11 protein-coding genes are annotated in these 12,780 nt (G+C 67.1%); 5 read left to right on the top strand and 6 right to left on the bottom strand.

Translation table 11 applies throughout. The annotated features are described in order from the left end of the window. Positions 1-105 precede the first annotated feature (105 nt). The gene (locus tag HLA98_RS14300; RefSeq protein ID WP_049445874.1) at positions 106-1,299 is read right to left on the bottom strand and encodes an MFS transporter; all 1,194 of its coding nucleotides are present in this window, start codon (positions 1,297-1,299) and stop codon (positions 106-108) included. 93 nt (positions 1,300-1,392) lie between these two features. Between HLA98_RS14300 and HLA98_RS14295 the strand changes: the two genes are divergently transcribed. Then, positions 1,393-2,322 carry a LysR family transcriptional regulator gene (locus tag HLA98_RS14295; RefSeq protein WP_049445876.1) on the top strand — a complete coding sequence of 310 codons (930 nt, stop codon included), beginning with the start codon at positions 1,393-1,395 and terminating at the stop codon, positions 2,320-2,322. Between the two features lie 89 nt (positions 2,323-2,411). Here HLA98_RS14295 and HLA98_RS14290 read toward each other — a convergent pair whose 3' ends face one another. Both HLA98_RS14290 and HLA98_RS14285 read right to left on the bottom strand, forming a co-directional pair. Then, positions 2,412-3,869, bottom strand: a complete 1,458-nt coding sequence (locus tag HLA98_RS14290) for an amidohydrolase family protein (RefSeq protein ID WP_057501979.1) — start codon at positions 3,867-3,869, stop codon at positions 2,412-2,414. A 51-nt stretch (positions 3,870-3,920) separates the two neighbouring features. Beyond that, complete coding sequence (locus HLA98_RS14285; RefSeq protein ID WP_057501978.1) at positions 3,921-4,622, bottom strand: ankyrin repeat domain-containing protein; 702 nt, start codon at positions 4,620-4,622, stop codon at positions 3,921-3,923. 122 nt (positions 4,623-4,744) lie between these two features. On the opposite strand from HLA98_RS14285, the gene HLA98_RS14280 reads away from it, so the two are divergent. The 3 genes from HLA98_RS14280 to HLA98_RS14270 all read left to right on the top strand — a co-directional run bounded on the left by HLA98_RS14280 (position 4,745) and on the right by HLA98_RS14270 (position 6,876). Next, positions 4,745-5,626 carry a LysR substrate-binding domain-containing protein gene (locus HLA98_RS14280; protein WP_033833894.1) on the top strand — a complete coding sequence of 294 codons (882 nt, stop codon included), beginning with the start codon at positions 4,745-4,747 and terminating at the stop codon, positions 5,624-5,626. Between the two features lie 162 nt (positions 5,627-5,788). Beyond that, a complete protein-coding gene (locus HLA98_RS14275; protein ID WP_057501977.1) occupies positions 5,789-6,262 on the top strand; it encodes a DUF3806 domain-containing protein in 474 nt (157 codons plus the stop codon). A gap of 176 nt (positions 6,263-6,438) precedes the next feature. After that, positions 6,439-6,876 carry a DUF3806 domain-containing protein gene (locus HLA98_RS14270; RefSeq protein ID WP_057501976.1) on the top strand — a complete coding sequence of 146 codons (438 nt, stop codon included), beginning with the start codon at positions 6,439-6,441 and terminating at the stop codon, positions 6,874-6,876. Between the two features lie 198 nt (positions 6,877-7,074). On the opposite strand, the gene HLA98_RS14265 is transcribed toward HLA98_RS14270, so the two are convergent. Then, a complete protein-coding gene (locus HLA98_RS14265; protein ID WP_057501975.1) occupies positions 7,075-8,235 on the bottom strand; it encodes an amidohydrolase family protein in 1,161 nt (386 codons plus the stop codon). A gap of 183 nt (positions 8,236-8,418) precedes the next feature. Here HLA98_RS14265 and HLA98_RS14260 point away from each other — a divergent pair, with 183 nt between their 5' ends. Beyond that, positions 8,419-9,060 carry a hypothetical protein gene (locus HLA98_RS14260; RefSeq protein ID WP_057501974.1) on the top strand — a complete coding sequence of 214 codons (642 nt, stop codon included), beginning with the start codon at positions 8,419-8,421 and terminating at the stop codon, positions 9,058-9,060. Positions 9,061-9,089: 29 nt separating this feature from the next. Here the strand turns inward: HLA98_RS14260 and HLA98_RS14255 are convergent, their stop codons facing one another. Together HLA98_RS14255 and HLA98_RS14250 are read right to left on the bottom strand one after the other, a co-directional pair. Continuing rightward, positions 9,090-9,761, bottom strand: coding sequence for a hypothetical protein (locus HLA98_RS14255; RefSeq protein ID WP_129550513.1), 672 nt, complete (start codon positions 9,759-9,761; stop codon positions 9,090-9,092). 112 nt (positions 9,762-9,873) lie between these two features. Further along, a complete protein-coding gene (locus tag HLA98_RS14250) occupies positions 9,874-12,600 on the bottom strand; it encodes a TonB-dependent receptor plug domain-containing protein (RefSeq protein WP_129550512.1) in 2,727 nt (908 codons plus the stop codon). Positions 12,601-12,780: the final 180 nt, after the last annotated feature.

Raw genomic sequence — 12,780 nt, 5'->3', positions numbered from 1 at the left:
CGCTCTTCCGATCTCAACCGGACCCACCCCGCCCACCTACAGGAACCCCGCCGTTGCTGTTGCCTCCAGCAGGTGCAGGGCTGCAAGCCCTGCCGAACACCGCCCTTACTTCAAACGCAGCAGCAGGCTGCCGCCCGCACACACCACCGCCAGCCAGGCGACGCCGTGCCACCCCCATTGCGCCAGCGCCAGGCTGCCCAACGCACCGCCGGCGGCCATGCCGATGAACATGCCCGTAAACAGCAACGCATTGAGGCGGCTGCGTGCCGGCGGCACCAGGCCATAGACCAGGGTCTGGTGCGCCACCAGCGCCGACTGGAAACCGAAGTCGAACAGCAGCGCGCTCACCACCAGCAGCGGCAGCAGCGCGGCGGCCGGCAGCCAGGACTCGGTCAGCAACAGGCCGAAGCCCAGCAGCGCCACTGCAATCGCCAGCCGCGCCACTGCATGGCAACCCAGTCGATCAGCGAAGCGGCCGGCGAACGGTGCGGCCAATGCGCCGGCCGCACCGGCGATACCGAACGCACCCGCCGCCGCACTGCCCAGGCCCAGACGTGCGTGCAGCATCAGCGCCAGGGTCGACCAGAACGCGCTGAAGCCCACTGCCAGCAACGACTGGCTGGCCACCGCACGGCGCAGCTGCGGCTGCTCGCGCCACAACGCCAGCAACGAACCCAACAATGCCGGATAGCGCAGCGTGCTGGTCGGTGCGAAACGCGGCAGCGCACGCGCCATCACCGCACCCATCGCTGCCACCGATACCGCGGCCAGCACGAACTGCGTGCGCCACCCCCATGCTTCAGCCACCACGCCACTGACCACGCGCGACAACAGGATGCCGAGCAGCAGGCCGGTCATTACCCGGCCGACGATCTGGCCGCGCTGTGCATCCGGCGCCAGCACCGCAGCGGCCGGCACGATGTCCTGTGCCAGCGTGGCCATCAGCCCGACCAGCAGGCTGGCCATCAGCAGGCCCGGCAGGTGCCCGGCCATCGCTGCGGCGCCCAGTGCCAGTGCCAGCAACGCGGACTTCAACAGGATCAGGTTGCGGCGGTCGAAGCGGTCGCCCAACGGCGCCAACAGCAGGATGCCCAGTGCATAGCCAAGCTGGGTCAGGGTCGGTACCAGGCCAGCGGCGCGTTCGCCTGCGCCGAGGTCCTGGGCAATCAGGCCCAACATCGGCTGGCTGTAGTAGAGCGAGGCGACCGAAAAGCCTGCACCGGCGGCCATCGCCAGCACCAGCGGGGTGGAGGGCGCGCTCGCGGGTGTGGCGGCGGCGGACAGCGAGGGGGTAGACATGGGGGAGTCCGGTGGAGGAAGTGGGCGTATCCTGCCCGTATTCGCCCAGCGTCTGTAGTAGGCTCTTGCACATAAACTTCATACGCGAAACGCATGAACGACCTCGCCACCGGCGCCGATCGCCTGGATCTGCTGCGCACCTTCCTGCGCATCGTCGATGCCGGCAGCCTGTCTGCTGCGGCCGTGCAGCTGGGCACCACCCAGCCGACGGTCAGTCGCCGCCTGCAGGCACTGGAACGGCAGCTCGGCCTGCGCCTGCTGCAGCGTTCCACTCACGGCCTGCAGCTGACCGAGGATGGCCTGCGCTGCCAGCGCCATGCGCAACGCGTGGTCGACGAATGGGAGTCGCTGCAGGCCGAACTCCACGGCGAGCCAGAAACGCTGCGCGGACGCCTGCGGGTGATGGTGCCGCACGCATTCGGCCAGGCGCAGCTGCTGCCGACCATGCTTGCGTTCCTCGCCCAGCACCCGCAGCTGAGCCTGGAGTGGATCCTGGAAGATCGACGCCCGGATTTCATCGCGGAAGGCATCGACTGCGCGGTGCGGGTGGGGCCGGTCGACGAACCGCGCATGGTCGCACTGCCGCTCGCGGAGGTACCGCGTATCGTCGTGGCGGCGCCCTCGCTGGTGGACGCCACAGCGGTCGGTACGCCGGAACAGGCACAGTCTCTGCCGTGGATCTCGCTGGTCACCTACTACCGCGAACGCCTGCTGCTGCATGACGCGCAGGGGCGCGCGCATACCCTTTCAATCAGCCCGCGCCTGCTCAGCGACAACCTGTTCGTGGTGCAACAAGCCGCATGTGCCGGGCTGGGCGCAGCGGTGGTCTCGGCCTGGCTGGTGGCCGAGGACCTCGCACAAGGGCGGCTGGTGCAGCTGCTACCGGACTGGCAGGCGCCGGCACTGCCGGTACACGTGGTGTTTCCCGCCGCGCGCCAGCAGCCGCCACGGCTGCGCGCCTTCATCGATGCGATGAAAGCAGCGCTGCCGCAATTGCATGGAATGCGGCCGGCACCACGCTAGGTCACCTGCCGCATCACCCACGCGTGGCGTGGATCTGCCGAGGGTACGGGTAGATCCACGCCATGCGTGGATTCCGTCCGACCCCGCAATCAGTTGGCCTTGGCCGCCTCGGCGTTCCACGCTGCGACCTTGGCCTTGGTCTCGGCCAGCATCTTGTCCAGCGCGGCGCGGTCATACACGTTGCCGCGCAGGATCACGCTGTCGATCTTTTCGGTGGCGGCAATGTCCTGCAGCGGGTTGGCGGTCAGCAGCACCAGATCGGCCGCCTTGCCCTGTGCGACACCACCGTAACGGTCCATCTGGCCGAACCAGGCCGGGCCGGAACGGGTTGCGGCCGACAGCGCCTGCGGCGCGGTCAGGCCTTCCTTCACGAACAGCTGCAATTCCTGGTGCAGGGCGATGCCCGGGAAGTTGAACGAATTGAGGAAGCCTGCATCAGTGCCGGCGATGATCGTCACGCCGGCCTCCTGCAGCATCGGCAGCACTGCGGCCACCTGGTGGTACTGCGCGTGGCGCGCTTCGATCTGCGCCGGCGTGGCCTTCGCCGCGCGGTCCACGCGCCACTGGTAGGTCGCGCGCAGGCCAGGGCCGATGTAGGCCAGGTACGGATCTTTGGCGTGGTCATCCTGATCAAGGAAGTCGAGGATGCGGCCACCGTTGAGGGTCGGGGTCACGAATACGCCACGCTTGGCGAAATCACGGTAGGCGTGCATCGCAGTGTCACGGTCGAAGCTGGCGTCGAGGCGGCGGTTGGCTTCGGCGCGGTCGATGCGGCCGGCACCGAAGTCGGCGGCGATCTTCGCTTCGTCCTTGCTGCCGGCCTTGAATGCGTAGTCCAGGTGCTCGATCGACGCCAGTCCGGCATCGACCGCCTGCTCCACGGTCAGCGCCATCGGAATGTGACCCGAGGCCTTGAAGCCGGCCTTGCGCGCAGCACTGGCCGAGTACAGGAACAGCTCCGGCTTCAGCGTGCTGTCGGTGATCTTCACGAAATCAACCTTGTCGTGCTGCAGGCGGGCGATCGCCTTGTCGGCGTCGGCCTCGCTGCCCACTTCGATCGTGCCCTTCCAGACCGGCTTGATGCCTTCGATCTTCGCGCCCGAACTGAGCAGGCGTGGGCCGAACAGGGTGCCCTTGGCGATCTCGCCACGCCACTGCAGCACCTGCTCGGGCAGATCGCCGGAACAGTCACGCACCGTGGTGATGCCATGCGCGATGTACAGCGGCAGCAGCGCCTTGTTCTCTTCGATCAGCGCCGGGCCACCGCCGAAGTGCACGTGCATGTCCCACAGGCCCGGGATCAGGTACTTGCCCGTGGCATCGATCTGGCGGGCCGCACTCCACTGGCTGCGCAGCTGTGCGTCCGGGCCGACGGCGACGATGTCCTCGCCACGGATCACCACGCTCTGCCCAGCCAGGGTGCTGGAGTGCTCGACATCGACCACGGTGGCATTGCGGATCAGCAGGTCGGCGCGCTCGGCGGCAGACGCCGACAGCGGTGCTACCGCAAGGAGGATGGCAAGGGACAACGGACGGGAACGGAACATGGACAGCATCCTGGTGGGCACGCCCAGCGTGCGGGTGGAAGGGGTTTGCATTCAGCGCACCGCGCCGTGCTGGCGCAGCAGGGTTTCAATTCCGGTATAGCCGCGCTGGCGCGCATGCGCCAGCGGCGTCACGCCGTCGCCGTCGGCCAGCTCCGGGTCGGCGCCGGCCTCCAGCAGCAGCTGCACGATCTGCACGTGGCGCGCACCGCCATCGCCGAGCAGGATCGCTTCCAGCAGCGCGGTCCAGTGCAGCCGGTTGACATGGTCCACCGCCACACCGGCCCGCAGCAGCGTGCGCACGGTGGCGACGTGGCCGCGCTCGGCGGCTGGAATCAGCGCGGTGCCGCCATAGCGGTTGGTGCTGCGCAGATCGGCGCCGTGCGCCAGGGTCATCGCCAGGATCTCGTCCAGGCCGCGCGCACCGGCGTACAAGTAGGCGCTGTCCTGCAACGCATCCTTGGCATTGACGTCGGCGCCGGCTTCGATCAGCTCACGCGCGGCATCCACGTTGTTGCCGTGCGTGGCCAGCAGCAGCGCGGTGCGGCCCTGGCCATCGCGCGCCTCCAGCGTGGCCCCATCCTCGATCGCCTGTCGCACCGCATCGGCGTCGCCGCGGCTGGCGGCATCACGCAGGCGGCCATCGACGTCGGCTTTGGACGTTGCGGTGCAGGCCGGGGTGACCATGGCCAGCAGGCACAACAGCAGCACTCGCGCGAGCGGCGCAGGCCAGCCAGGGGAATGATGGACGCGCATGACAGTGTCTCCTCATGTCCGTCGCCACGGAACGCCGTGCGACGGTAGCAACAGCCGGGCATTGCCGGCCCCTGTCCTGCATGGTAGAAGTCGGCCTGGGTATCCAGAAGTGAAATGTTCAAATGCAAGACAGTGCCAAATCGAATAGAACCCTGTTCGAACTGGACCTGCTGCGGGCCCTGGTGATGGTCGCCGACTGCGGCAGCTTCACCACGGCGGCCACGCGCCTGCATTCGACCCAGTCCACGGTCAGCCAGAAGGTACGCCGGCTGGAGGAACTGGCCGGGCATCGCCTGCTCGAACGCGGCCACCGCGACGTGCACCCCACCGACGCCGGCCACACCCTGCTCGGCTACGCGCGGCGCATGCTCGACCTGAATGAGGAAATGGCCCAGGCGCTGGCCGGTGCGACGGTGGAGACCGCGGTCCGCATCGGCGTGCCCGAGGATTTCGTCAACGCGCAGACCACGCGCATGCTGGCTGCTTTCAGCCGCCGCCACCCACAGGTCAAACTGGAGATCAGCAGCGGTCTCAGCCGCGACCTGGCGCAGGGCTTCGATCACGGCGAGCTGGACCTGGTGCTGGTCAAGCAACGCCGCAACAGCCGCCAGGCGGTGCATTGCCGGCGCGAGCCGATGCACTGGATCGACAGCCTGCGCAGCAGCTGCCTGCAGCAGGACCCGCTGCCGCTGGTCACCTTCCCGCCGCGCGGGCTGTACCGCGACGAGATGATCCATGCCGTGGAAGCGCTGGGCCTGCGCTGGCGCATCGCCTTCACCAGCTCGTCACTGAGCGGCATCCAGGGCGCGGTGGCCGATGGCATCGGCATCAGCCTGCTGCCACGCCGCGCGGTCAGCCGCGAGCACCGCATCATCGATGGCGAGCGTGAGCTGCCGGTGATCGACAACTACGAAATCGGCCTGCTGCATCGTGCGGACGCCGATGATGCCGTGCGCGCACTGGCCAGCGAGCTGTGGCGGCAGGTGCAGCGCGAACCGGACTGACCACAGTCGACCCACGCCATGCGTGGATAGAAACGACCATCGGGCATCGAAAAGGGCGCTGGTGCGCCGGCAATTACACGCTTGTCGCAAAAGGCCCACTGATGGCGTACCCAAGGCCTGGGCGATAGGGTGGTGAACGCCCTTCTCCGGATTACCCCGCCTATGACCAGCACGTACCAGGTTACTTTGACCCCTGCTCCGAAGGATGAAGCCGACATCCGGTTCGATCCGCTGCCACCTGCACTCATCGCGCACATGCAGCAGCAGCGTGCACAGGTTGCTGCCCTTGTCGCATCTGCGTTCCCCACCGTGCCTGTTCAATGGCCGCTGCTGCCGAGCACGCTGCAACGCGTAGTCGATGCAGAGCTGATCGATCATGATGATTGTGACGGCTGGGAAGCACTGGGGGTCGCATTCGGTGACTGTCTGGCACAGCGTGTACCGGAACTTGCCTGGACCCAAGTAACGGATGCCTGGGGCGTCGATGCGGTTCTCCGCTATGGAGAGGCCAATAGCATTGTCAGCGCCGTCACCATGTTGATCAAGCGCGTCGAAGAAGGCGAGGTCATCGAGATCAATCATCTGCTTGAAGCCCTCGAGGAGCTCATCATCCAGCAAGCGCTCAAGCCCAGCTGAGCCCATGAGCGGACAATTAAGCCGCGCAGAATGACGTATACGGACCTTGATGCTGCACCTGCGGCAGCAATCAGAGTTCGCGCATTGATCATCGATATCTGATCAGACCTGCCGCGCCAATGCACTACATCGCCGGCTACAGTGACTCTTGTTTCCGTGCTCCACGGCGCCTTGCCATGTCCGACGAAATCCCCACCCGCTTCGATCCCCTGCCCGCTGCCCTGCAGACGCATCTGCAGCACCAGCGTTCGCTGATCGCCGCGCGCGTGGCGGCCGGCTTCCCGACGTTGCCGGTGCAGTGGCCGCTGGCGGCCGCCACACTGCAGCGCGTGGTCGATGCCGAGCTGATCGACCGCAACGACTGCGATGGCTGGGAAGCACTGGGCGTGGCGTTCGGCGATACCCTGGCCCAGCGCGTGCCGGGCCTGGCCTGGATGCAGGTCACCGATGCCTGGGGCATCGACGCGGTGCTGCGCTATGCCGACAGCAGCCTGCAGATCGGCGCCAGCACGCTGCTGCTCAAGCGCGTCGAGCAGGGCGAGGTCATCGACATCGCCCATCTGCTGGCGTGGCTGGAAGAGTTCGTAGCTACCCGCGCCGACGATTACGCTTGAAAAGCCGCTGAGCGTGGCGCGGCGCTACCGGAACTGCCGTTGCGCCGTGGTAGATCCACGCCATGCGTGGATGAATCCTGATCGACGTCGCATGTTCCGGCAGCTGGCGAAAAAGGCTGCCGAGCATGGCTCGGCACTACAGGGGTTGGGTCGCCCTTCGCACTGGCTTGACGCCATGATCCACGCCATGGCGTGGATCTACAGCCAGCGACCGTCGACCACTACGCGTCGTTCCACCGGCACTGCGGCCACGGCCGCCGGGCCATGGTCTGCACGCACCGCCACGAACGTCGCCGGCCGGCCTTCGGCAATGCCATGTTGCGGCAGGCGGATCACCTGCGCGGCGTGGGTGGTGACCATGTCCAGCGCCAGCATCAGGTCGGCGTCGGTGTAGAACCCGGAACGGTAGCCCAGCAGCATCGCCCGCTGCAGCAGGTCGCCATTGCCATACGGCCACCAGCAGTCGCGGATGTTGTCGTTGCCGGCGAACACGCGCACACCGGCGTCATGCAGGGCGCGCAGCGGCGGGAACGGATGATCACCCGGCGCGTTGCTCATGATCGCCACACCCGCCGTGGCCAGTGCTTCGCCCACCTGCAGCGCGCGCGCCAGCGGCACGTCACCCAGCGAATAGGCATGGCTGACCGCCACCCGCCCCTGCAGGCCTGCCGCCCGCGTACGCGCGGCGATGCGCAGCAGCTGCGCCAGGCCGGTTTCGCCGGGCTCATGAAGGTGAATATCCAACTGCACGCCATAGCGCTCGGCCAGGCCGAACAGCAGCGCCAGCTGGCCTTCAGCATCGCCATCGAGCGTGGTGGGGTCGATGCCGCCGAGCACTTCCACGCCCGCGGCAAGCGCCTGCTCCAGCACGGTGGCGGTACCCGGACAGGACATCACCCCGGCCTGCGGGAATGCCACCAGCTGGATGCGCATGATGTCGGCACAGCGCAACGCCGCCTCGCGTACTGCCTCGAGATGGCCAAGCCCGGTGCTGGCGTCGATATCGACGTGGCAGCGCATCGCCACGGTGCCGAAGCCGCTGCACTGGCGGATCAGTGCCTCGGCACGGTCCACCATCGGTGCCGCACCCGCCACCGCCGCCTTCTCCACCGCCAACCGCTCACGCAGGCTGTTCACCGGCTGATGCGGGTGCCAACGGTCGCCGACGAAGCTCTTGTCCAGGTGGATGTGGCCGTCGACCAGCCCGGGCAGCACCGCGAAGCCCTTCAGATCGACGCATTCCGCCCCTTCGGCCGGCGTGGCCTCGCCATTGAGCCCGCTGATGCGGCCATCGCGGATATGGAAATGCAGCGGTGCGCCATCGCGGGCAACGCCACCGTGGACGAACTGCAGGGTCATCGGGAGCTCCAGAAAAGCCAGGACTGGCGCCATCGTGCGCCTCGGCACAGCCATCGGCCAACGAAATATCTGGATGGCACGCATTCACCAGGCCGATGAATGCCCCTGCGACCGCCGGTCGCAGCCACGCCGTGCACACCGCTGAACGGGTACCATAGGCGCCTGTTTCCGCTGTGATGCCGCATGGGCCCGTCCGACCGCCACGACCGTCTCCGCCGCTGGCAGGCCGCGTCCCTGCTCGCCGCCGCGCCGATCGCCAGCCTGTCCGCCACCGATGCCGCGGCCGCCGCGCCGTTGCAGTCGCCGCCGGGCCAGCAGCGGATCGCCCCGGGGGCACTGGTCGAGCGCCTGCACCAGCGCGTGCTGTCCGGGCAGAGCGCGACCGCGACCCTGGAACACTGGTGTGCCGAACATGGGCTGGCCGAACAGGCCCGGGTCCGCGCGGTGCGCGTGCACGGCCAGGACAAGACGGCACCGGCCGACGTGCTGCAGGCACTGGGCGCGAAACCCGGCACCGACCTGCGCTATCGCCGCGTGCAGCTGGTCTGCGGCAGCCGCGTGCTGTCCGAGGCCGACAACTGGTACCTGCCTGGCCACCTCAGCCCGGCCATGAACCAGGTACTGGACAGCACCGACGAACCGTTCGGACGCGTGGTCGGTCCGCTGGGCTTCCAGCGCCAGACCCTGGCCGACCAGACGTTCTGGCCACCGCGGGGCGAAGGCGACCACGGCGTGATCCTGGAGGTGCGTGCCCTGCTGCGCGACCGCCAGCAGCAGCCTTTCAGCTACGTCATCGAGTCGTACCTGATGCAGGCTCTTCCCTAGCTTGATGTATCGCCGGGCGTGGTCCGGCGCTACCGCGTCGTAATGCCATTCGCCGCCGGGTCGGTGGAAAACACGAAACGGCCGATCGACTGCCCCCCGCCCTGCAGGAATTCGCCACTCATGAACGCGTACTGTGGCGCGGCACTGTCGTCCCCGAACGTTCTGGTCCAGTGGCTGAATCCGTCGGCATTCCCGCTGTGGATTTCGCCCATGCACAGGCTGTAGCCACAAGCGAAGGAGGCCAGCGCCATGTCCGGCCCCAGCGTGCGTGCCACTGCCGCGCGGTACAGCGTGGTCAGATCCTGCGCGTCGGGATTGCCCGCGGCATCACGCTCGAACTGCAGCAAGGCCCGTGCATAGGCCTTGCTGGAGCCGATGACCTTACCGGCCTCCTGGTCGGACAGTGCACCCTCACTCATCAGCATGTTTTCACCGTCCAGGGTCCCCCATGTCGTGGGCTTCCTGCCATGGGCGGTCAATGCAGGTGGTGCAGCACCGAGCGTCTGGTCTGCTGCCTGCGCCGAAGCCGCCGGTCCCGCATCGGGTATGTTGCCCAACGGTGCCTTCGACGCAACGGCTGTTGCCGATACCGGCGCCGCGGCAACATCAGCACTGTCTACGGCCGCCCCGGCATTGTCACCGCTGCACCCCGCTGTCACCAACAGCACCCCCGCCAGTAAACACGCTCTTCCTGCGCCCATGACTGCCATCCTTGGTCTTGATGGCCGAAGCATGCCAGCTCGCGCACCTTCGCACATGTGCATCGCACAAAGAAAAGCCCGGCAATGCCGGGCCTTTCGTTCGCCTGCCGGATCAGCGGAACCGGTAGTCCAGCTGCACCCAGTACTGGCGGCCATACGGGTCGTAGTTGCCGACCGGGTAGAACGGCCAGCCGCCACCGTTCTTGTCCGCCGGCGGGCGGCTGTCACGCAGGTTGTTGACGATCACGCCCACCGACAGGTTCTCGCCGAACTGGCGGAACACGCTGGCGTTGTAGGTCATGTACGGCGCGATGCGGCCACTGCCATCGGTCTTCGGCAGCGAGCCGAAGCGGTTGCCGTACAGCGTTGTGGTCCAGTCACCCTGGTTCCAGGTGATGCTGCCGTTGGCCTTGCTGCGCCACTGGTAGTCATCCAGCGAGTTGCGGATGTCACGCTCCGGATCATCGGAGAACTGCCGGTATTTGTGCTCCAGCACCACGGTGTAGGCCAGGCGCGTGGTGAAGCGGCCGTAGCGGCCGGCATCGAAACGCCAGTTGCCCTTCAGGTCCAGGCCGCGCACCGATTCGGAGGCGGCGTTGATCGGGTTGATCAGCACACGGGTCACCTGGTCCGGCTGCACGGTCGCATTGGACGGGTTGCGGATCACCCGCGACAGCGCGTCCTGGCACAGCGGTGAACCGATATCGCGCGCTTCGCCGCCCAGCGTGCGGCCCAGGCGGCAATCGGCCTCGTCACGCAGGATGCGGCTGGTATCGAGGCTGGTCACCTCGTTGTCGATGCGGATGTCGTAGTAGTCGGCGCTGAAATCCAGGCCGGACAGCGGCGACCAGACCACGCCGAAGCCATACGACTTGGCAGATTCCGGCTGCAGCTGCGCATTGGCGCGGTTGCTGTAATCGATCGACAGGCCGTTGTAGTCGCAGTTGTCGTACGACTGGCCTGCGGTGCGGCAGCGCCAGTAGTCGGTCATGCCCGGGTTGTAGCCGCGGGTTTCGGTGGCGAACACGTAGTTCATGTCCGGCGCACGGAAACTGGTCGCCGCCGTACCGCGGATCAGCAGGCTCTCGACCGGACGGAACTCGACGCCGAAGCTCCAGGTCGCCTTGCCGATGTGCTCGCCACCAGCACGGTACTGGTCATAGCGACCGGCCAGCGTGGTGGTCAGCGACTGCAGCAGCGGCAGCTGAAGTTCCACACCTGCGGCATAGCGGTCACGCTCGCCGCCGGCACCGATACCGGCGCTGGTATTCCAGAACTCGCCGCTGCCCAGGCGCGGGTCCGGACGGTTGCGGTAGCCCTGGCTGCCGGCTTCGACCACCGCCGCCAACGCCGCATCGCCCCCAGGCAGCGCGAACAGGCGGCCGTTGACGCTGGCACTGAAGGTCTGCAGCCATGCCGCATTGCGGCTTTCCTGGTAGTCGGACAGCCCCTCGTATTCGTTCGGGGTCAACGGTTTGAACAGGCGTGCCGGGTCGGGCGCATAGACCTCAACGCCGTTGCGTACGCCCAGCTTCGGGCCGAGCAGGTATTCGTTGATGCCAGCCAGCAGCACCGGGCGGCGGGTGCGGTTCTCGTAACGCGAGCGGCTGTAGACCGCCTCATAGTCCCAGCCACTGTCGCCGATCTGGCCACGTGCGCCGACATTGAACGACCACGAGTTTTCCAGGAAGCGGTTGGCATTGCGCGGCAGGCCGCCGATTTCCTCCGGCGCGAAGCGGCGATACCAGCTTTCCAGGTTGCCGGTGGTCTGGTTGTAGAAGTAGTTGCGGGCCGAGGTCCAGGTCGGTGCACGCGTGTTGTTGTAGATCCGCGCGCTGCCCACGGCGACATCGGCGAACAGGTCGGTGGTCTCGTTGACGTGGAAGGTCAACAGGCCGTAGCCGTTGAGGTTGCGCTTCTCGGTCTGCACCGTCCAGTAGCTGGCCGCTGCCTCATTGCTGCCGCAGTACCAGCCCTGGCGCGGGTTGTTGGCGCGGAACACACTGCCGCCATAGATGTCCGACGCTGCCTCGCAGCCGTTGACGCCCGGATCGATGTTGCGACCGGTGGCAGCATTGCGGCGATAGGCGATCGCGGTCGCCTGCGGCGCCTTGCCGGCCGGGTCATCATCCAGCGAATCCATGAAGTCGCGCTGGCGCGCATGGATCGCCTTGCGCACATCGAACTCGAAGCCGAACAATGCATCCCAACGCTCGCCGGAACTGCCACCGACCACCTGCGCGCGCTGGTTGTCACCACCGCCCTGCTGGGTGCCGCCGGCGCGCACGTTCACGTCCACACCCTCAAAGCGGTCCTTGAGGATGATGTTGACCACGCCGGCGATGGCATCGGAGCCGTACACCGCCGACGCACCCGCAGCCAGCACCTCGATGCGCTCGATCAGCGCGCTGGGAATGTTGGCCAGGTTGACCACGTTCACCGAGCCCTCGTAGGCCAGCGGGTAGTCGGCCTGGCGGCGGCCGTTGACCAGCACCAGCGTGCGGTTCGGGCCCAGCCCGCGCAGGTTGATGGTGTTGGCGGCCGGGGTGAAGGTATTGCCGAAGTCCTCGCCCTGCACGTTGCCGGTATTCTCGGTCAGCGCGCTCAGCGCATCGAAGGCGTTGCGGTAACCCTGCGCGTCGATCTGCTCGCGGCTGATCACCGTCACCGGCGACGGTCCCTCGACACTGGCACGTGGAATGCGCGAGCCGGTGACCTTCACTTCCTGCAATGAGGTGGGTGCGCTTTCCTGCGCGAAGGCCGGCAACGAGACCAGCATCAGGGACGACAGCGCGAGCACCAGCGGACGCGGGCGCAGCGCCTTGTGAAAGGCGGACATGGGCTTCCTGGGGGAGTGGGTGGTGGTACGGGAGCAGCGGCCTGAGCGGCGCATAACGATCCCGTAACGAAAGTGTCCTGAATGGATGGTTTCAACGGAAATGACCAGCCCTGATGGTCTTATGCCTGAACCGAATCAGGGCCGGCCCGATGCCCGGCGTGTTTTTGCAATGTTTTGAAT

It is taken from the genome of Stenotrophomonas africana (genome assembly GCF_013004645.1).
GTDB lineage: Bacteria > Pseudomonadota > Gammaproteobacteria > Xanthomonadales > Xanthomonadaceae > Stenotrophomonas > Stenotrophomonas africana.
Note: the sequence above shows the minus strand (reverse complement) of the source record. Positions and strands in the feature narration are given on the sequence as shown.